Source organism: Collinsella sp. TM09-10AT, assembly GCF_003436275.1.
Taxonomy (GTDB): Bacteria; Actinomycetota; Coriobacteriia; order Coriobacteriales; family Coriobacteriaceae; genus Collinsella.
The window spans coordinates 74,618-90,211 of record NZ_QSOP01000009.1 but is presented as its reverse complement, the minus strand read 5'-3'; the positions used below and the strand labels follow the sequence as shown (position 1 = coordinate 90,211).

The following is a 15,594-nucleotide window of genomic DNA, read 5'->3' as shown; positions in this document are numbered from 1 at the left end:
TCCCGGTTCGACGAACAGCCGATCGTGTCAAATTTGGTCTAACAGAGCCTTTTTATTTGAGGGCTTATATGAGACGTGGTGGCGTCGTTCCGTAGGTCGGATTTGCCGGGCGCGCCACGCCCTGTGGGTGCGTCTGCTACTGAAGCGCCTGTGCGCCCAGGGCCAGGCAGCCCATAATGCCCTGCTTGCCCTCGAGGCTGTTGTTGACGATGTAGTTATCGATGTCGGCCATCTCGGGCGTGACGATGTAGCCGTTGAGCATCTCGGCGCACTTCTTGCGCGCGAGCGGCACGATGGGGGTGTGGTCGGCCACGCCGCCACCGATGACGATCTTTTGCGGTGCGTAGCACAGGATGTAGGTCATGAGCGCCTGCGCCAGATAGCCGGCGAGCAGGCCCATGGCCTCCGGGTCATCGGCCATCTCTCCGGCGCTCTTGCCACCCCAGCGCTTTTTGACGCCGGGACCGGCGATGAGGCCCTCGAGGCAGTTGTCGTGGAAGGGGCAGCCGCTGTGCTCGCCAATGGTGTCGCGCGGGTCGCGAGTGACCAGGATGTGGCCGGCCTCGGGATGCATCATGCCGTGCACGAGCTTACCGCCCGAGAGCACGCCGGCGCCCACGCCGGTACCGATGGTCAGATACACCACGTCAGTGAGGCCCTGGGCGCAACCAAGGGTGACCTCGCCCAGGCAGGCGACGTTGACGTCGGTGTCGTAGCCGTAGGGAATATTGAGCTCGTTTTGGATGGTGCCCAGCAGGTCAAAGTAGCGCCATGCCGTTTTGGGCGTCTCCAGGATCTTGCCGTATTGGGACGAGGCAGGGTTGACTGCGGTGGGGCCAAAGGCGCCGATGCCCAGCGCGGCGATGTCCTTGTCGGCAAACCATGCGTTGACGGCCTCAACGGTCTCCTGCGGGGTCGTGGTCGCAATCTGCTCGCGTTCCAGGACCGTGCCGTCTGCATAGCCCGTGGCGCAGACCATCTTGGTGCCGCCGGCCTCGAGCGCTCCGATAAGCTGCTGCTCTGCCATAGTATTCCTCTCTGGACGAGTTGCTCCGTGACTAAAGTATAGCGCTCTAAAAAATAAATGAGGTCGCTATAAAAAGAAACCTCATGGCCCAACGGGTTCACGAGGTTTCTTTAGTGCCTTTAGTTACTGACCGTCCTTACCCGCGCGGGTTGATTTTATCACGTAGCGACTTGAGGTTCTCAAGCGCAGCGTTGAGCGTCTCGTCTCGCTTGGCAAAGTGGAAACGAATCAGATGGTTGACGGGCTCGCGGAAGAAGCTCGATCCGGGAACAGCGCCCACGCCCACCTTGGAGGCCAGGTCCTCGCAGAAGTCGAGGTCGCTGTCATAGCCAAACTCCGAGATATCCATCATCACGTAGTAGGCGCCCTGCGGCACGTTGTGCTCAAGACCGATGCTATCGAGCCCCTGACAGAATAGGTCGCGCTTGGCGGTGTAGAGGTCGAGGACCTCCTGGTAATAGCTGTCGTCGAAGTTGAGGGCGGTGACGACGGCCTCTTGCAGGGGAGCGGCGGCGCCTACGGTGAGGAAGTCGTGAACCTTCTTGATGCGCTCGGTGATTTCGGCAGGGGCGATAGTGTAGCCCAGACGCCAGCCGGTGATGGAGTAGGTCTTGGACAGCGAGCTGCAGCTGACGGTTCGCTCGAACATGCCGGGCAGCGTGGCCATATAGACGTGCTCGTGGGGCGCGTAGACGATGTGCTCGTATACCTCGTCGGTGATGCAGTAGGCGTCGTACTTTTTGCACAGGTCTGCGATAAAGGTGAGCTCCTCGCGGGTAAAGACCTTGCCACAGGGGTTGGACGGGTTGCATAGGACGATTGCCTTGGGATCGTTGTCTCGGAAGGCTGCCTCGAGGACCTCACGGTCGAAGTCAAAGGTGGGCGGGTTGAGCGGCACATAGATGGGCTCAGCGCCCGAGAGGATCGTGTCGGCGCCGTAGTTCTCGTAGAACGGCGAGAAAATGACGACCTTGTCGCCGGGGTTTGTGACCGTCATCATGGCGGCCATCATGGCCTCGGTGGAGCCGCAGGTGACCACGATGTTCTCGTTGGGGTTGATCGGCATGCCCATAAAGTGCTCCTGCTTGGTGGCAAGCGCCTCGCGCATGGCCTGGGAGCCCCAGGTGATGGAGTACTGGTGGTAAAGCGGCTTGGGGTCGGTGGCAATGGTGCTGAGGCTATCGAGCAGCTGCGCCGGGGGATCGAAATCGGGGAAGCCCTGCGACAGGTTGACGGCACCATACTTGTTGGAGATGCGCGTCATGCGGCGGATGACCGAATCGGTAAACGCCGCCGTGCGGTTGGAGAGTTCTTTCATGCCTATCCTTTCGAGCATTGGGTGGAGCAAGTTTACTCCTATGGAACCGGTGGGATTTGCTCGAAACGGGCTCGAAAAACTCTTTTCAAAATTCTTGAAAATTGGGGCTTGCATCGCGTGGCGTTCCTTGCAATAATAGTCGAGCGCGAAGCGCACAGGACACGGTGGGTGTAGCTCAGTTGGCTAGAGCGACGGGTTGTGGTCCCGTAGGTCGAGGGTTCGAGTCCCTTTACCCACCCCAGTTCTTGCTTCGTGTCGATATCGGGTCGTTAGCTCAGTTGGTAGAGCAGGGGACTCTTAATCCCAAGGTCCAGGGTTCGACCCCCTGACGGCCCACCACACGATATCTCCTCTAAAGTCCGCCACCACGGACTTTAGCTTTGGGTCGTTAGCTCAGTTGGTAGAGCAGGGGACTCTTAATCCCAAGGTCCAGGGTTCGACCCCCTGACGGCCCACCCAAAGAACGCACAGGTCAGCGCTTCGGCGTTGGCCTTTTTTGTTTACCGAGAAGCCAAATCATAACCGTCCGTTACCGTTCGCGTTTTACGCCCCCTGCCGTTTATGCGCGGCAGGGGGCGTTTTATGCATTTTGCAGGTAGTGGACCTAGAAAATGCAATTTTAGAGCGTCTCGGCGCTGCGACCGGTGCCATTAAAACCGCCGTCCGCGCCGCCGCCCTCGACGATCTGCAGGGCGCGCCCGACCTGCCTGGCGGCCTTCTCGCGCTCCGCGAGGCCCGGTTTGATGTAATGGCGGTAATCTGTCCCCAGGTCCGTGTGTCCATGCAGGTCCATGATGCTAAGGGGGTCGACCTCGGTCGCCGCCATGATGGTCTCGGACGTGTGGCGCAGGGCCTTGGGAGGGATATACCGCAGGTCATGGCGTGCGCACATGCGCCGCCAGGCGCGCACGAGGTTGTCGCCGCGCATGTTCACGATGCGCTGGCCGCTCCAGTCGCGCACCTGCTCCGTAACCGAAGTGCCGCCCTCGACGGTTATGGACGGGCGCAGCGCGTCCATGATCTGGTGCAGGCGCTCGCGGCCCGCCAATAAAACCGGCACGGTGCGCACGGAATGGGCGTTCTTGGTCTCCTTCACGCCGTCCTCGTCCGTGTACGCGCGGCAGACCTCGATGTACTCCGACACGGTCGGCTGCCCAGTGGCGAAGTCGTAGGTCGTGGTGACCTTGAGGTCGCACGGGCGCACGGCCAGCGCCTCCTCCTTGCGCAGTCCGCTCAGGCCCAGGATGAGGTAGGCGTTCATGACCAGGTCCGCGCGGTCGTCGCTGGCGGCGAGCCTGCGCAGCGCCTCGGCGGCCTCGGGGATGCTCCACGGCTCCACGGGCGCCTGCTTGGCCTTGGGCGCTATGACGCGGCGGCGGAAGGGCTCCACCGTCACCCATCCGTCATCGAAGGCGCGGCGCATGACGGCGCGGAGTGTCGTCTTGGTCTTGGCCGGCGCGCCCGAGCGCTCGATGCAGCTTCGCATCATATCGTGGGTGATCTCGGAGATGTCGACCGACCCCAGGACGGGGGAGATGTAGTTGTCCATCTGGCCGTCGTACTCGCGTAGGCTCGCCTTTGAGCGCGGCTTGCCGCGGTTGCTGGGCGAGTCGCGGAACACGCCCCAGTAGTACATGTCGAGCGTCACGCCCGCGTGCGCCGCCTGGGACACGCCGAGCTCGCGGGCGAGCTGGGCGATGGCGACGTCGGCCTCGGTCTCGGTGCCGTGGACGGTGCGCGACACGCGCCGCACGTGTCCGTCCGCGCGGAAGCCCGCCTGCACGCGGATCACCCACTTGCCCGGAGCCACCTCGCGCTTCGAGCCGAGTTTTGACCTGGAATTGTCGTTGGTTGCCATATAATGGTCCTGCCTTTCCCTTATTTGCCGGAGGGCATGCCCCGTGCGGATCCGCCAAGATTGCCGCACGGGGCTTTTTTGTTTAGATGCCGAGCCCGCTCTGCTGGGGCTACGCCTCCGCCGCGGCCTTGCACGGACGGCCCGCCCCGGGCTTGGCCGCGATGCGGTACTCGATGGAGTCGCGCGACACCATGCGGGTGTTGCCGACCCTCCAGCTGCTCAGACTCCCGTCGCGGCAGAGCTGCGCCACGCGCGCGGTGCTCACGCCGAGCATCTCGGCGGCCTCGGCTGCGGTTACGGCCGGGATGTCGGACAGCTCGACGCTGGTCGCGACGGTGACGATCGTGCCGCCGTGGGACGGCGCATGGCCAAGCCCGCCGCCCTCGAACTCCGCCCCGCGCTCCAGCGCCGCCAGGGCATGGACGCGCAGCCAGTCGACGGCCATCTCCACGGCCATCTCGTAGGTATCGCCCTCGGTGGCCCCGGCGAGCCCGCACGGCTCCACGGCGTAGCCGCCCTCGGGGTCGGGGTAGACCTCGAACTCCTGCATGACGATCATGGTGGTCTCCTTTCCTGCGGTGAAGGGGAGGGCGGGGCTAGAGCAGCCCCGCTTCCTTCCTGATTCCCCTCGCGGTCGTCTCCTTTATCTCCCGGTGCCTGGGCACTGTCACCGTCACGTCCCCGCGGCGGAACTTGTCGTGCTTGGCGCCGGTGCCGCTGAGCTTTACGTAGCCCGCTTCGGTCAGCTCCCGCTCGAGGTCCCTCTTCTTAGTCACCGCCTAACTCCTTTCGACAATTAAATATTAGCACAGCTAAGTAATAAAGTATATAAAAGATTAGCGCAATTAAGGATTAAATCAAATCAGCGGCTGGTTTTTCGGAGCCCGAGCCGTTGGAGGTTTTTCGGAAAATCCTAAAACCCTGCCGCGCCGCGGGTCATAATCGTTATGAACACCACTTACGCTCCTGGAGGTACCCATGGCTCGCTGCAGCGTCGGCGCATATACGTACGAGGACGATTCCTGCGACACGATGATCTACGACGGGCTCACGGGCATTCCGCTGAGCCTTGGGTACGAGCTCGTTTCGCAGGAGCGCGGAGACACCGTGAGGGTCGTCGCCCTTGGAGTGAAGGACGACGCTGCGGGCCCTGTCCCGTTTGCGACGCTCAGGCCGTGCGCATACTCCCTGGCATCCGAATATGACGTGCGCGCCGTGAGGTGCCCGCAGACCGGTCAATGGGTCCTCATCGGATACATGGGCGTCTAGAGGAGCCCTGCGATCTTCCCGCCGACGGCGAGGATACCGGCCACTAGTTCCCCTCCCTTCTTCGCAATCTCCAATCCCTTGATCATGCGGTCGGCCAGCGATGCCTGGTCGCCGCGTTTTGCTGCCAATTCCATCTGAACGAGGCAGGCGGCGAGCATGTCCTTGTCTTCCGTGGTGAGCATCCGGTCCGCGGCGACCGTCTCCATCAAGCTGTCGACGGATGCCCTCAGGGAAGATGAGGACGAGGAGCTTGAGCTTGATGTCGCGTTGCTGTCTGCGTGCTGCTCGACTTTCACGTTTGTCCCCGCTGCCGAGGACTTCATCTTCTCAATCTCATAACTCATGCGCCTTTCGTCGGCATACAGCCTAGCCTTCGACTGGAGCCGCCTTATGTCCTCGGCGGCATCCCTTCTCCCGTATGACGAATGACCGGCGACCGACGCGCGAAACATCTTCAGGCCCACGCGGACCTTGGGCACGACCGTTTCTAGCGCAGACTCGATTCTCTTTGCCTCGCTCACGAGATTGTAGGAATCGGGGTCCGCGAGGATCTCCTCGCATTCCGCTATGAGCTCGTCGATTGCGTTATCCATGACTTGCACTCCTAAATGAAAAAGGCGCCCGCCCGTTGGGACAGCCGCCTTTCTATTGGACGCGGGCCCCGTGGGGTCCCCGCGTCAATACCGCTGTCCAAATTACCGTTTGTCCTCGGCACGGTCAAGCCGATCAGCCCATTTTCGTGGGGTTACGAAAATGGGGGAGTAGCTTGCGTTTTGGTGCCCGTTGCCTACGCGGACCTTACTTGATCCGCTTCCAGCCCTTCTTCGCCAGATGCCTCAGCCTGAGCTTGGGAGAGCTCGGCCTGGTCGCGTGCCGTCTCCAGGATCTTCGAGCGCCTCTTCTCGGTACTCTGCCGGTAGCAGTAGAGCAGCTCGCCCTCCTCGGGCTTCAGACTCTCGGCAAAGCCCTCGTTTAGGCCTGGCGGCCATCCGCAGAGGTCGTTCGGAGTGCAGTCGAGCGCCTGAGCAATTGTCAATGCCATTTCAAGCGGCATTCCGGCGGTTCCTTGCTCCCAGGTTCGATAAGTTCCAAGACTTACGTTCGCCTTCTCCGCGAGCTGCTTTTGAGTCAAGCCCACAGTCTTACGTAGTTTCTTTAATGCTTCGGGTACTGACATATCCATACCTCCTTTAGAGAGAAGTATAAGCGATTTGCGAACTAAGTACTAAGAAATTGGTAATTTATGCTTGCACTACTAGGAACCCAGTAGTAAAGTCAGTGGTGTACTAAGAACCTAGTACTTACGAAGAAGGGAGAAGTTTATGGTCGATGTCAAAGCGACATTCCCGCATAACCTGCGCGTCGCCATGGCGCATGCCGACATCAAGACTGCCGAGGAACTATCTACGGCTTCGGGCGTGTCGGTCTACAGCATCCGCAACTACCTGACAAAGGCTTCGACACCATCGCTCGAGAGCCTCGCGGCGTTGGGGTTGGCCCTCGGCTGCACGCCCAACGACCTGATGGGCTGGAACACGGACGAGGCTGCGTAGCCGCGGCCCGCTAACGAACTGCTGAAAGGAGAAGGTCATGATCGATCAGGTGTTCACGTTCAGGGAGAGGGACGGCGTCCTCTACGAGACGGAGGAGAGCCTCAGGCGCAGGATCCGGGCGGAGTTTCTCTTTCCCGAGGACCTCGATATCGACCTCGTCGAGACCTCGACGGCCGAGCTGGGGGAGCTCCACGGCTGGGCCTACTCGGTCTTCAGCGAGGCAACCGTCAGGGTGAAGGGGAAGGGCTACCGGTGGAGCGGCGGCATGCTCGTGCGCGTGCTCTCTCTCGACGAGGAATGGTGGGGCGTGCCCATGGAGGATCTGGAGGAAGAGGAATGACGGGGAAGAGGCGGGCGCTGCTGGCCTCGGCCGCCGTCATGGACGCCGCCGGGTGGCTATGCGTCGGCCAGGGCGCCTACGGCCTGGCGCGCTGCTGCTTTGCCGCCGCGCTGCCGTTCATCGCGGCGTGGGTGGTCGGGTCGCTATGGGCGCGCTAGGCGAGCCATTCGGAGCGGTGCCCGGCGATCGCCCTGATCACCGCGGGCCTGATGGAGAAGTCGGTCGCGGTGAGCATCGAGCCGACCGGCGGCGTGCCGAAGATGCCGAGCTCGCACAGCGCGAGGGCGTCGGCATCGAGCGGGGAGAGGCTGACGGAGCCCTCGTCGAGCGCGCGGGACACCAGCTCCTTCCGCCTCCTCGACATGCCGAGGAATACGGCGGAGAGCCGTTCGTCCATCCTCCGGCGCGTTGCCCAGGCGCTCCTCGCGGAGACGATGCGCGCGGTCGCGTACCCGAGCATCGCGGCGGCGCCGGTCAGGAGGAGGCACGAGGCCGGGTGCTCGGCGATCATCTGGCGGGCGTCCTCGGCCATCGCGGCGACCGAGCCGAACCCGACCGCGCCCGCGATGGTGACCAGCAGGTCGATGTTCTCCTTTGCCGCCCTGAGCGCTCTGTTCATCTTCAATTCCCTTCCAAGGAGGTTTCCATGGGTTTCATTCTCGCACTTTCCTTCGCGTTCCTGTTCGGGGTCGGGCTCGGCCTCATGCGCCGCTGACGGCGGAGTCAGCCCCCGTCGCGCCACGGGTTCCGCACCGCCCCCATTCCACGGGGCCCGTGGCGCGACGGGGTCGGACTCCCTACATCCGACCCATAAGGTGTCCGCCGCCGACTTGGCGGGGCGGCGGCACCGCTCCCTTTGGCGGGGGAGCGCCCTCCGGCCGCATCTATCGGCGCGGCCCTCCGGCAAGGGATTGGCTCAACGAATGAAAGGAGAAGGCCATGTGGATGTCTATAGCCAAGGGCGCGCGTTACGCCTGCTGCGACAACGTCACGTTCCGCGCGATGGTCATGCAGGGCGTGATACCGCGCTACCCGTCGCTCAACCCCAACAGCTCGCGCGAGGTGGTGCGCAGCGAGGACATCGATGCCGCCATCATGGCGCGCGGGGCGGTGCCGGCGCTGCCGTCGCCCGACTGCGTGCCGGCGCGCCGACCGAGGCGGGTGGCGTGATGGGCGACCTTATCTGGGATGCCGGCTGCAGGCTCGGCGAGTGGTGGGAGTCGCTTCCCGAGCGTGTGCGCAGCGTCGCGTGCGCCGTGGCGCTCATCGGCCTGATCGCCGTCGCCGGCGCCATCGAGGGGACCGCCCCGAGCGGGATGTACTACTAGGAGGAATGACATGCAATTCGAGAAGAGGCAGGTTCGCCTGGGCGACATCCGCCCGAGCGAGCAGAACCCGCGCGAGGACTTCGGCGACATCGGCGCCCTGGCCCGCAGTATCGAGGCGACCGGCGGTGAGCCGCTGAACCCGCCCGTGGTGGTGGCGGACGGCAACGTCTACCGCATCGTGGACGGCGAGCGCCGCTACCGCGCGCTGTCGTCCATCTACGGGGAGGACCGCGAGGTGTCCGCGCTGGTGGCGGAGAGCATGGACGAGGCCAACGAGCTTGTGGCCATGCTTGCCACCGATGACAAGCGCCAGCTGACCGAGGCCGAGCGCGCACGAGGCGTGCAGCAGATGCTCGTGCTGGGCATCGACGAGCAGCGCATCGAGCGCGCGAGCCGAGCCACCGCCGGGCAGATCCGGGCTGCGCGCAGGCTGCGCGGGAGTATCGAGGGTCGCCAGGTGACGCTCGATCAGCTCGAGGCCGCGAGCGCCTTCGACGACGAGAAGGATGTCGAGGCGGTTCTCGCCGCCGGTGACGGCTGGGCGGGCAAGGCCGACAGCATCCGCCGCCGCGTCGAGCGCGAGGAGGCCAAGGCCGAGGACTACGACGCCTTCGGCGATGCGGGCATCCCGGTCGTGAAGGAGCAGCCCGAGGGTTTCAACTACACGGACTGGGTCAACGTCGGCCTCGCCGCCCAGAAACTCGAGGGGAAGGAGTTCGCCGCCGGCACCGTCGCCGTGTGGAAGGGCAGCTACTGGGATCTCTACGAGCCGGATGACGGCTCGGGCGCCGCGCCCGAGAAGACCGAGGAGGAGATCCGGGCCGAGCAGGAGGCCGAGCGCGAGAAGGCGGCGCTCGAGGAACTGTACAGGAGCCTGATCGGCTTCGTGTCGTCCGGCGCCTTCGCCATGTCCAAGGACCTCATGATGGAGGTGCGCGTGGGCCGCGAGGACCCGCCCGCGCTGCTCATGGCGATGGGCGGCGACAGCCACCCCGAGAACGAGGGGCGTTTCGGGCTCGTGCGAGACGAGTTCGCCCGCAACCTCAAGGCCTGCAGGCCCAGCGAGTACGAGGCCGGCTGCTGGCTCATGGCGGCAGCCAAGGACATGGCCCAGCTCAACAACCGCTGGGGCGGCGACGACGCGGAGGCGTGGCTCGACCACTATGACATCTTCTGCTCCGCGGGCTTCGAGCCCGGCGAGGAGGACGTGTGGCTCATGGAGAGGGTGCAGGCGAGCGCCAAGGAGGAGGAGAAGGATGAGTAGCGAGAAGAAGGTCAGGGTGACGGTCGAGGCGTGCGGCGAGGTCCGCGCTTTCGAGTGCCGCTGCGCGACGGTCGCGACCGCCAAAGGGGACGGCTCCGGCGACTCTTGCTTCCTGGGCCCGACCGACATCAGCGACCTGTTCGCGCTCGCCTGCGAGTGCACCGACACGCTCTGCGCGGCCTTCAGCCAGGCGGGCGTCCCGGACAGGAACGCGCGCAAGCTCGTGCTCATAGCCGCGCTCGGCGCGAACCCCCATGGGCACGCCGACAGCATCCAGACCACCGACCTGGACGCGCGCAGGGAGATCCGCGACATGGCTGCGGAGCTGGGCGTCGATGCAGACATCTAGCGACCGCCGGGCGGTCGTGCAGCGCGGGGCGGACGGCAGATGGTTCGCCCGCCCCTACATGGGCACCGACCGCGTGACCGGAAGGCGGATCAGGCCGTACAGGTCGTGGGACGCGGAGCTGACGCGCGAGCAGGCCCAGGTCGAGTGCGACAGGTGGGCGGCCACGTTCGACCCGTCGTCGGCCCGGGACAGCTCCAAGCGCCTGTCCTCGATGCTCGAGACGTACATCTCCGACCCCGTCAACGGCCTGTCCGACAACTCCGTGGCCACGTACCGCAGCGTGGTCAGGACGATGGTGGAGCCGACTATCGGGCGCCTGCCCTACGACCAGCTTGAGCCTTGGGACGTGTCGGCCGCCTACCGTATGCTGCTCGCCCCAAGGACGGGCAAGGGGCTGTCGCCCAAGACGTTGCTCAAGATGCACGCGCTGCTGAAGGGCGCCTACCGCTCGTGGCAGCCGGCGCTGGGGCGGGACATCATGCTCGACGTCCCCGCGCCCTCGCCCGACCCCGTCGAGCCCTTCGCGCTGTCCGAGTGCGATACCGACGAGCTGTCCCGCGCGCTGGTCTCCGCCATGTCCTCGCGATCCGCCTCGAGCGCCAACATCTCGCGGCGCACCGAGGCCATGGCGGTCTACCTCGCCCTCAACACGGGACTGCGCTGCGGGGAGGTCTGCGGGCTGCAGCGCCGAGACTGGCGCCGCGCCCTGCACGACCTGCACGTCGTGGGACAGGCGGTCGAGCACCCCGAGCTGCACCGGCAGGCCTACACCAAGGGCAGGCGCGTGCGCAACGTGGCGCTCGCCCCGGCGGTGGAGGCGCAGCTGCAGCGCCACCTGGAGTGGCAGGACACGTGGCTCTCGCGCAAGGGCCCGGCGGCGCTGGTGGTGACCTTCGGGCCGGCAGGCGGCATCGCGCGCCCGTCCACCGTGACGAGCCGCTTCAAGTCGCTCGTGAGGGACCTGGGGCTGCCGGAGGAGACGGTGTTCCACTCCCTGAGGCACACGCACGCCTCATGGCTGCTCATGAACGGGTTCGACATGAGGACCATCCAGGAGCGTCTGGGGCACGCGAGCGTCAAGACGACGCTCGACATCTACGGCTCGGTCATGCCGGGCCGCGACCAGGCCGCCGCCGCGGCCTTTACCGATTCGATCTGCGGGGGTGATACGGATGAATAACTTCAACTTCAACAGGGACTTCTACGAGGGCTGCCGCGCCCTGGGCGACAGGGAGGGCATGGCGCTCGCGTGGGCGATGCTGCGCTACGGCTACGAGGGCATCGAGCCAAAGCTTAAGCCCACCACCATGGCGGCGTTCACCTTCGCGAGGGGCCGCATCGACGCCATGGTCAACGGCAGCCTCGGGGGGCAGGCGAGGGCCGCCAAGGCAGGCGGCATCGCAACCACCCAAGGGGGTAGCCAAGGGGGTGTCCAAGGGGGTAGCCGACCCAGCGGGCGAGGGGGGTAGCCAACAGAAAGAGAAGGAGAAGGAGATAGCCCTAGCGGGCTATAGCGCGGCCCGCCAAGCACCCGATGACTTCGAGCCCCCGTCGGCCGAGGACGTGGAGGCGTACTTCGCCGCCAACTGCCTCCGGGGCGACGCCCGCCAGTTCTTCGACCACTACGCCGCGCAGGGGTGGACGCTGCCGAGCGGCCTGCCCGTGACCGACGTGTGGGCGCTCGCCCGCAACTGGAGCCGCAAGCAGGTCGGCTTCGACGCGGACCGCAAGGCCCGCGGCGGGCAGACCTCCCAGGAGGTCGAGCGCGCCGCCGTGTGGCAGCCCGTGAAGACCGATGACGAGCTCATAGCCGAGCTCGATCGCCAGATAGCGGAGGCGTCATGATCACCCTCATGGAGATGCTCAGGAACGAGAAGGCCGACCCCTCACACGGCCGCCCGCTCAGCCTGACGAAGGTCTACATGACCAACGTCATGTCGCGGAGGGAGGCCGTGCTGCTGGCCAAGATCCAGAAGCGCGACGCGGCGATTGCGCGCCGGCAGCGCGAGAAGGACCTGTACGAGGAGATCGCCAAGCTCGCGAAGGGCGAGGACCCGAAGGGCGAGGACCCGAAGGGCGGGAAGCCGAAGCGCGGGTGTGCCAATGGTGTGCCAACGGCGGCGGGGCAGCTGGGGCAGCAGGCGATTTGGTTCCCGCCGCTAGACGGTGGAGACGGCGCCGTCGGGGAGGCTCCCGGCGCAAAGAACACCTAATTCTTTTGAGAAGGAGAGGAGAGAGGTTTTGACCGAGATCTCAGCGGTGATGAGGGCCTACCGAGACGCCCTCGACAGGCACCGGATTCCCTGGGCCGACGACACCTACGACACGAGGCCGGTGGACGGCTACCGGATGCGAATCGAGCGCACCAAGACCATCCTGGACGAGCACGAGGTGAGCGTGATCTGGGGCTACCAGTGCCTGCCCGTGGACGAGTCCGACGATTCCGCCGGCGACGGCGAGGAGACCGAGGTGAAGGTCCGGACCGTGGGCATAACCGTCGGCTATCCCGACTACCTGGAGGTCATGTACGACCCGATCAGCGCGGATCCGTTCGTGGCCGCGCCCGGCGACATCCTCGCGGAGGTCTTCGGCGTGAGGGGTGAGTCGCGATGAGCTACGTGTGCGGACCCGCCGACTGGATCGACCTCGCCGTCGGCAGGCTCGAGGACGCGAAGAGGTCGCTCGGGGAGTGCGACAGGCTGCGACAGGGGTGCGACATCTGCGATGAGCTGCGCCAGGCGAGGAGATGCCTCAACAAGGCGCTGATCATGGTCGCGGAGGAGAAGGAGATCGTGAAGGAATGGAGCGGGAAATGAGAGATAGGAACGAGTGGTTCAAGGAGGCCAAGGGAGCCCTGCGGCATCTCGAAATCGAGGCTGTGGAAAACCCCTTCGCGTGGCCGACTGTCGCGTGCGTCGCAGATGGGGAGGATGTCCTGCATGCACTTGGGCTTCATCCGTCTCGTGATGTCGGCGGCATAGTGAACGTCGATGAGAGCGAGGTCCTCGAGCTCGCCGAGCTCATCAGCCCCGAGCCCGTCACGGGCTCCACGTCGGACGGGTACCACACGTTCGACGAGCTCTACCATCACCGTGCGGTGCTGTTCTCGGTGATCGTGGCCATGTTCCGCGGGCGCTCGTGGAAGTCGCTCCACCACCATGACGGGACGATGTACGACGGCATGTTCATCGTGGGCATCGACACGCCCGCCGGCCCCGCCACCTACCACTACGACGTCGAGCCTTACTGGGACATGTTCCCGTGCAGGGCGCTCGACCGAGCGCCCGAGTGGGACGGCCACACGCCCGACGACGCCATCGAGCGCATCGGCACCCTGCGGGACGTCCTGCAGGCGGAGGTCAATGAGGAAGGGAGCGAGAAATGAGTGAGCGCCTTGCGGTCGATAGCTTAATGACTGCGGACGGGGAGGTGGTGCAGCTGCCGACGCTGGGGCGGCTGCACCCAGTCGACGCGGAGGGCGGTCGTATTCCGCTGGATACCGTGAAGCTGTTCGACGCGGAGGGGAGGTTCCTTAAAGTTGAGTCGTACGAGTTCTCGACCTGGTCTCAGCGGTGGGTCGTGCACCTTGGTTCCGGTAGGGACGCGTATGCCGACTGCTGCTATCTCCGCAGGCCCGACAGCTTCGAGAGGCTGCTGGAGGATCTCGGTGAGGCTTTGCAACGGGACGCGCGCGGTGGACATCTGGAGTGCGGCTACAACCTCGCCGTGGGCCTGTGCTGTGAACGTATACCTGAGGACGATGTGTGCAGGCGTTCTCACTGTGCGGGGTATGGTGCGAGTTGGATGGTCAACGATATCAGGGACCGCATCGAGCATCTATGTGCCGGTACTGTCGAGAAGGATAGGGGTGAGAACAAATGAGTTGCTATTTCTGCGGCGGGTCGCGCATCGCGTCGCTGCACTCCGCGCCCGACCGGGACATCCGGAACTGGTCCGTGGGCTCCATGGCCCTCGCGCGGCGCTATGACGGCCAGCCCATCATCGCCGTCGAGCTGGATACCGACGTGGCGCTCGACATCTCGGTCAACGGCTCGGCCGGCGACTGCGTCAGCGCCGATGTGACGGCGACCGCCTACATCGAGGACATCAAGTACTGCCCGTTCTGCGGAGAGGAGCTTTAGGTGAACGAGGAGCTGAAGATGTACACCTGCGAGCGGTGCGGGAAACCGACGCCGAACTACCGCGAGTACTCGCCCTCGCTGGCAGCCATTGTGGGTGTCCAGGGGCGCTCGTGGTGCGATGAGTGCCGAAGGGAGCTCCACATCTTGCACGAATGGGAGAACGAGCAGGAGACCGATGAGCGCATGGTCTGCCCCTACTGCGGGGGTTCCATTAGCGATCCGTGGGAGTACGAAGAGGGCGAGGACGAGATTGAATGTCCCAACTGCGACCGCACGTTCGAGGTTGAGATCAGCTCCGTGCGCACGTATCGGACACACCGCCGTATCGAGGACATGCCCGACGGCTGGAACGGGGAGGAGCTTTGATGAGCCGAGGATTCATTGAGCTGCGCGACGAAAACGGCTACAGGTACATCGTCAACATGGACGAGATCGTAGCCGTCAACGTAGCCGGCAAAAAGATCTGGTGCGGCAATGCCACGCTCGACATCTGCGGCGAGAGTATGGGCCGCCTTTGCGACAGGCTTGTTGGTGATGGCGAATGAACCGCAGCGATGTGACCGAAGAGCTGTCCGAGAAGGTGCAGAAGAAGCTCCGCACGCAGTTCGCGCTCGTCGCGCGGGAGGTATGGGTGGACCCTGCCCACAGGGTCGACTTCATGGCGTTTTCCCCGGGCGTCGGAGGTCGGAACATGAAGCTCGAGCACGGGCGGTTCGTGTTCGTTGAGGTCAAGTCGTGCATGGCTGACTTTAAGAGCGGCCACGGCCTCACGTTCCGAGGCGACGATAACTGGCTCGTGTGCCCTCGCGACCTTGCTGACGAGCTGTACGACAAGATGCTCCTGCCGTTGGGCGTGCAAGTCTACTGCCCCGACAACGGAGGCTCCCTTCGGCTGAGATACGACCTTGGTATGCGAGGCGCAGGAAGCTTGAGAGAAGACTCAACGCTCTGCCTGCTCTGGGCGATGCTGATGGACTCGTACTCGAGATGGCGCACGACTGGCGCTGTATTCGTCGAAACGGGGGAGGACGGCAGGTGATCCGCTCGGCGGTGGAGCTGTACCGCGCGACCGCCTGGCGCACGGTGCCCGATCTTGTGTCGGGTCCCGCGCGCCGGGCGCTCGTGCACGGTCGTGCCGACGCGCCG

The 15,594-nt window shown here is 64.6% G+C and carries 28 protein-coding genes and 3 tRNA genes; 23 read left to right on the top strand and 8 right to left on the bottom strand.

Annotated features, from left to right (window positions below; all coding sequences use genetic code 11):
* Window positions 1-136 precede the first annotated feature (136 nt).
* Together DXD77_RS05520 and DXD77_RS05515 are read right to left on the bottom strand one after the other, a co-directional pair.
* Entirely contained in the window at window positions 137-1,027 is an 891-nt protein-coding gene (locus DXD77_RS05520; RefSeq protein WP_117648073.1) for an ROK family protein, read from the bottom strand.
* A 136-nt stretch (window positions 1,028-1,163) separates the two neighbouring features.
* Window positions 1,164-2,345: a pyridoxal phosphate-dependent aminotransferase gene (locus tag DXD77_RS05515; protein ID WP_117648071.1), complete on the bottom strand. Its 1,182-nt coding sequence runs from the start codon at window positions 2,343-2,345 to the stop codon at window positions 1,164-1,166.
* Between the two features lie 164 nt (window positions 2,346-2,509).
* Between DXD77_RS05515 and DXD77_RS05510 the strand changes: the two genes are divergently transcribed.
* From DXD77_RS05510 to DXD77_RS05500, 3 genes are all read left to right on the top strand, one after another.
* Window positions 2,510-2,586: transfer RNA gene (locus DXD77_RS05510), tRNA-His, on the top strand.
* Between the two features lie 22 nt (window positions 2,587-2,608).
* Window positions 2,609-2,684 (top strand) — tRNA-Lys (locus DXD77_RS05505).
* Between the two features lie 43 nt (window positions 2,685-2,727).
* Window positions 2,728-2,800, top strand: a tRNA-Lys gene (locus tag DXD77_RS05500).
* 164 nt (window positions 2,801-2,964) lie between these two features.
* Here DXD77_RS05500 and DXD77_RS05495 read toward each other — a convergent pair.
* The 3 genes from DXD77_RS05495 to DXD77_RS05485 form a co-directional block, all read right to left on the bottom strand.
* Entirely contained in the window at window positions 2,965-4,203 is a 1,239-nt protein-coding gene (locus DXD77_RS05495) for a tyrosine-type recombinase/integrase (protein ID WP_117648069.1), read from the bottom strand.
* A gap of 109 nt (window positions 4,204-4,312) precedes the next feature.
* A complete protein-coding gene (locus DXD77_RS05490; RefSeq protein ID WP_117648067.1) occupies window positions 4,313-4,762 on the bottom strand; it encodes a helix-turn-helix domain-containing protein in 450 nt (149 codons plus the stop codon).
* A gap of 37 nt (window positions 4,763-4,799) precedes the next feature.
* Window positions 4,800-4,979 carry a type II toxin-antitoxin system HicA family toxin gene (locus DXD77_RS05485; protein ID WP_117646357.1) on the bottom strand — a complete coding sequence of 60 codons (180 nt, stop codon included), beginning with the start codon at window positions 4,977-4,979 and terminating at the stop codon, window positions 4,800-4,802.
* Window positions 4,980-5,181: 202 nt separating this feature from the next.
* Between DXD77_RS05485 and DXD77_RS05480 the strand changes: the two genes are divergently transcribed.
* Window positions 5,182-5,472, top strand: a complete 291-nt coding sequence (locus tag DXD77_RS05480) for a hypothetical protein (protein ID WP_117563954.1) — start codon at window positions 5,182-5,184, stop codon at window positions 5,470-5,472.
* On the opposite strand, the gene DXD77_RS05475 is transcribed toward DXD77_RS05480, so the two are convergent.
* Both DXD77_RS05475 and DXD77_RS05470 read right to left on the bottom strand, forming a co-directional pair.
* On the bottom strand, window positions 5,469-6,065 hold the full coding sequence (locus tag DXD77_RS05475; RefSeq protein WP_117646356.1) for a hypothetical protein: 597 nt from the start codon (window positions 6,063-6,065) through the stop codon (window positions 5,469-5,471). The two genes, DXD77_RS05480 and DXD77_RS05475, sit on opposite strands and share 4 nt — an antisense overlap.
* Before the next feature lie 194 nt (window positions 6,066-6,259).
* Window positions 6,260-6,649, bottom strand: a complete 390-nt coding sequence (locus tag DXD77_RS05470; protein ID WP_158549098.1) for a helix-turn-helix transcriptional regulator — start codon at window positions 6,647-6,649, stop codon at window positions 6,260-6,262.
* 145 nt (window positions 6,650-6,794) lie between these two features.
* Between DXD77_RS05470 and DXD77_RS05465 the strand changes: the two genes are divergently transcribed.
* The 3 genes from DXD77_RS05465 to DXD77_RS10390 are packed head-to-tail and all read left to right on the top strand — an operon-like array spanning window position 6,795 to window position 7,523.
* Window positions 6,795-7,025, top strand: coding sequence for a helix-turn-helix transcriptional regulator (locus tag DXD77_RS05465; RefSeq protein ID WP_117648064.1), 231 nt, complete (start codon window positions 6,795-6,797; stop codon window positions 7,023-7,025).
* A 37-nt stretch (window positions 7,026-7,062) separates the two neighbouring features.
* A complete protein-coding gene (locus tag DXD77_RS05460) occupies window positions 7,063-7,365 on the top strand; it encodes a hypothetical protein (RefSeq protein ID WP_117563951.1) in 303 nt (100 codons plus the stop codon).
* The gene (locus DXD77_RS10390) at window positions 7,362-7,523 is read left to right on the top strand and encodes a hypothetical protein (protein ID WP_158548918.1); all 162 of its coding nucleotides are present in this window, start codon (window positions 7,362-7,364) and stop codon (window positions 7,521-7,523) included. Before DXD77_RS05460 ends, DXD77_RS10390 begins: the two co-directional genes overlap by 4 nt.
* Here the strand turns inward: DXD77_RS10390 and DXD77_RS05455 are convergent.
* Window positions 7,520-7,984 (bottom strand): hypothetical protein, encoded by a 465-nt coding sequence (locus tag DXD77_RS05455; RefSeq protein WP_117648062.1) that lies wholly within the window; start codon window positions 7,982-7,984, stop codon window positions 7,520-7,522. The genes DXD77_RS10390 and DXD77_RS05455 overlap by 4 nt on opposite strands.
* A 320-nt stretch (window positions 7,985-8,304) precedes the next feature.
* Here DXD77_RS05455 and DXD77_RS05450 point away from each other — a divergent pair, with 320 nt between their 5' ends.
* The 16 genes from DXD77_RS05450 to DXD77_RS05380 are packed head-to-tail and all read left to right on the top strand — an operon-like array spanning window position 8,305 to window position 15,487.
* Window positions 8,305-8,535 (top strand): hypothetical protein, encoded by a 231-nt coding sequence (locus DXD77_RS05450; protein ID WP_117563949.1) that lies wholly within the window; start codon window positions 8,305-8,307, stop codon window positions 8,533-8,535.
* Entirely contained in the window at window positions 8,535-8,693 is a 159-nt protein-coding gene (locus DXD77_RS10385) for a hypothetical protein (protein WP_158548917.1), read from the top strand. The genes DXD77_RS05450 and DXD77_RS10385 overlap by 1 nt, the downstream gene beginning before the upstream one ends.
* A 10-nt stretch (window positions 8,694-8,703) precedes the next feature.
* Window positions 8,704-9,957 (top strand): ParB/RepB/Spo0J family partition protein, encoded by a 1,254-nt coding sequence (locus DXD77_RS05445; RefSeq protein WP_117563948.1) that lies wholly within the window; start codon window positions 8,704-8,706, stop codon window positions 9,955-9,957.
* Window positions 9,950-10,306: a hypothetical protein gene (locus tag DXD77_RS05440; RefSeq protein ID WP_117563947.1), complete on the top strand. Its 357-nt coding sequence runs from the start codon at window positions 9,950-9,952 to the stop codon at window positions 10,304-10,306. Before DXD77_RS05445 ends, DXD77_RS05440 begins: the two co-directional genes overlap by 8 nt.
* Window positions 10,307-10,364: 58 nt before the next feature.
* A complete protein-coding gene (locus DXD77_RS05435) occupies window positions 10,365-11,486 on the top strand; it encodes a site-specific integrase (RefSeq protein WP_233506744.1) in 1,122 nt (373 codons plus the stop codon).
* Window positions 11,479-11,775 (top strand): DUF6291 domain-containing protein, encoded by a 297-nt coding sequence (locus tag DXD77_RS05430; protein ID WP_117648058.1) that lies wholly within the window; start codon window positions 11,479-11,481, stop codon window positions 11,773-11,775. Before DXD77_RS05435 ends, DXD77_RS05430 begins: the two co-directional genes overlap by 8 nt.
* Window positions 11,735-12,151, top strand: a complete 417-nt coding sequence (locus tag DXD77_RS10380; RefSeq protein ID WP_117648056.1) for a hypothetical protein — start codon at window positions 11,735-11,737, stop codon at window positions 12,149-12,151. Before DXD77_RS05430 ends, DXD77_RS10380 begins: the two co-directional genes overlap by 41 nt.
* Entirely contained in the window at window positions 12,148-12,519 is a 372-nt protein-coding gene (locus DXD77_RS05420; protein ID WP_117648054.1) for a hypothetical protein, read from the top strand. The genes DXD77_RS10380 and DXD77_RS05420 overlap by 4 nt, the downstream gene beginning before the upstream one ends.
* 28 nt (window positions 12,520-12,547) lie before the next feature.
* Window positions 12,548-12,919, top strand: coding sequence for a hypothetical protein (locus DXD77_RS05415; RefSeq protein ID WP_147325418.1), 372 nt, complete (start codon window positions 12,548-12,550; stop codon window positions 12,917-12,919).
* Window positions 12,916-13,122, top strand: a complete 207-nt coding sequence (locus DXD77_RS05410; RefSeq protein WP_117563943.1) for a hypothetical protein — start codon at window positions 12,916-12,918, stop codon at window positions 13,120-13,122. The genes DXD77_RS05415 and DXD77_RS05410 overlap by 4 nt, the downstream gene beginning before the upstream one ends.
* Window positions 13,119-13,691 (top strand): hypothetical protein, encoded by a 573-nt coding sequence (locus tag DXD77_RS10480; RefSeq protein WP_199409007.1) that lies wholly within the window; start codon window positions 13,119-13,121, stop codon window positions 13,689-13,691. Before DXD77_RS05410 ends, DXD77_RS10480 begins: the two co-directional genes overlap by 4 nt.
* Window positions 13,688-14,188 carry a hypothetical protein gene (locus tag DXD77_RS05400; RefSeq protein ID WP_117648051.1) on the top strand — a complete coding sequence of 167 codons (501 nt, stop codon included), beginning with the start codon at window positions 13,688-13,690 and terminating at the stop codon, window positions 14,186-14,188. The genes DXD77_RS10480 and DXD77_RS05400 overlap by 4 nt, the downstream gene beginning before the upstream one ends.
* Window positions 14,185-14,448 carry a hypothetical protein gene (locus DXD77_RS05395; protein WP_117648049.1) on the top strand — a complete coding sequence of 88 codons (264 nt, stop codon included), beginning with the start codon at window positions 14,185-14,187 and terminating at the stop codon, window positions 14,446-14,448. The genes DXD77_RS05400 and DXD77_RS05395 overlap by 4 nt, the downstream gene beginning before the upstream one ends.
* Window positions 14,449-14,814: a hypothetical protein gene (locus tag DXD77_RS05390; RefSeq protein ID WP_117648048.1), complete on the top strand. Its 366-nt coding sequence runs from the start codon at window positions 14,449-14,451 to the stop codon at window positions 14,812-14,814.
* Window positions 14,814-14,993, top strand: coding sequence for a hypothetical protein (locus DXD77_RS05385; RefSeq protein WP_117648046.1), 180 nt, complete (start codon window positions 14,814-14,816; stop codon window positions 14,991-14,993). The genes DXD77_RS05390 and DXD77_RS05385 overlap by 1 nt, the downstream gene beginning before the upstream one ends.
* Window positions 14,990-15,487 (top strand): hypothetical protein, encoded by a 498-nt coding sequence (locus tag DXD77_RS05380; protein ID WP_117648044.1) that lies wholly within the window; start codon window positions 14,990-14,992, stop codon window positions 15,485-15,487. The genes DXD77_RS05385 and DXD77_RS05380 overlap by 4 nt, the downstream gene beginning before the upstream one ends.
* Window positions 15,488-15,594 lie beyond the last annotated feature (107 nt).

Bases quoted from the DNA above. Each gene is read 5' to 3' on its own strand.
- DXD77_RS05520 (WP_117648073.1), bottom strand. From the start codon at position 1,027: ATGGCAGAGCAGCAGCTTATCGGAGCGCTCGAGGCCGGCGGCACCAAG.
- DXD77_RS05430 (WP_117648058.1), top strand. From the start codon at position 11,479: ATGAATAACTTCAACTTCAACAGGGACTTCTACGAGGGCTGCCGCGCC.
- DXD77_RS05420 (WP_117648054.1), top strand. From the start codon at position 12,148: ATGATCACCCTCATGGAGATGCTCAGGAACGAGAAGGCCGACCCCTCA.
- DXD77_RS05490 (WP_117648067.1), bottom strand. From the start codon at position 4,762: ATGATCGTCATGCAGGAGTTCGAGGTCTACCCCGACCCCGAGGGCGGC.
- DXD77_RS05435 (WP_233506744.1), top strand. From the start codon at position 10,365: ATGGGCACCGACCGCGTGACCGGAAGGCGGATCAGGCCGTACAGGTCG.
- DXD77_RS05460 (WP_117563951.1), top strand. From the start codon at position 7,063: ATGATCGATCAGGTGTTCACGTTCAGGGAGAGGGACGGCGTCCTCTAC.
- DXD77_RS05385 (WP_117648046.1), top strand. From the start codon at position 14,814: ATGAGCCGAGGATTCATTGAGCTGCGCGACGAAAACGGCTACAGGTAC.
- DXD77_RS05445 (WP_117563948.1), top strand. From the start codon at position 8,704: ATGCAATTCGAGAAGAGGCAGGTTCGCCTGGGCGACATCCGCCCGAGC.
- DXD77_RS10390 (WP_158548918.1), top strand. From the start codon at position 7,362: ATGACGGGGAAGAGGCGGGCGCTGCTGGCCTCGGCCGCCGTCATGGAC.
- DXD77_RS05440 (WP_117563947.1), top strand. From the start codon at position 9,950: ATGAGTAGCGAGAAGAAGGTCAGGGTGACGGTCGAGGCGTGCGGCGAG.
- DXD77_RS05470 (WP_158549098.1), bottom strand. From the start codon at position 6,649: ATGTCAGTACCCGAAGCATTAAAGAAACTACGTAAGACTGTGGGCTTG.
- DXD77_RS05465 (WP_117648064.1), top strand. From the start codon at position 6,795: ATGGTCGATGTCAAAGCGACATTCCCGCATAACCTGCGCGTCGCCATG.
- DXD77_RS10385 (WP_158548917.1), top strand. From the start codon at position 8,535: ATGGGCGACCTTATCTGGGATGCCGGCTGCAGGCTCGGCGAGTGGTGG.
- DXD77_RS05455 (WP_117648062.1), bottom strand. From the start codon at position 7,984: ATGAACAGAGCGCTCAGGGCGGCAAAGGAGAACATCGACCTGCTGGTC.
- DXD77_RS05475 (WP_117646356.1), bottom strand. From the start codon at position 6,065: ATGGATAACGCAATCGACGAGCTCATAGCGGAATGCGAGGAGATCCTC.
- DXD77_RS05480 (WP_117563954.1), top strand. From the start codon at position 5,182: ATGGCTCGCTGCAGCGTCGGCGCATATACGTACGAGGACGATTCCTGC.
- DXD77_RS05380 (WP_117648044.1), top strand. From the start codon at position 14,990: ATGAACCGCAGCGATGTGACCGAAGAGCTGTCCGAGAAGGTGCAGAAG.
- DXD77_RS05450 (WP_117563949.1), top strand. From the start codon at position 8,305: ATGTGGATGTCTATAGCCAAGGGCGCGCGTTACGCCTGCTGCGACAAC.
- DXD77_RS10480 (WP_199409007.1), top strand. From the start codon at position 13,119: ATGAGAGATAGGAACGAGTGGTTCAAGGAGGCCAAGGGAGCCCTGCGG.
- DXD77_RS05400 (WP_117648051.1), top strand. From the start codon at position 13,688: ATGAGTGAGCGCCTTGCGGTCGATAGCTTAATGACTGCGGACGGGGAG.
- DXD77_RS05410 (WP_117563943.1), top strand. From the start codon at position 12,916: ATGAGCTACGTGTGCGGACCCGCCGACTGGATCGACCTCGCCGTCGGC.
- DXD77_RS05495 (WP_117648069.1), bottom strand. From the start codon at position 4,203: ATGGCAACCAACGACAATTCCAGGTCAAAACTCGGCTCGAAGCGCGAG.
- DXD77_RS05515 (WP_117648071.1), bottom strand. From the start codon at position 2,345: ATGAAAGAACTCTCCAACCGCACGGCGGCGTTTACCGATTCGGTCATC.
- DXD77_RS05395 (WP_117648049.1), top strand. From the start codon at position 14,185: ATGAGTTGCTATTTCTGCGGCGGGTCGCGCATCGCGTCGCTGCACTCC.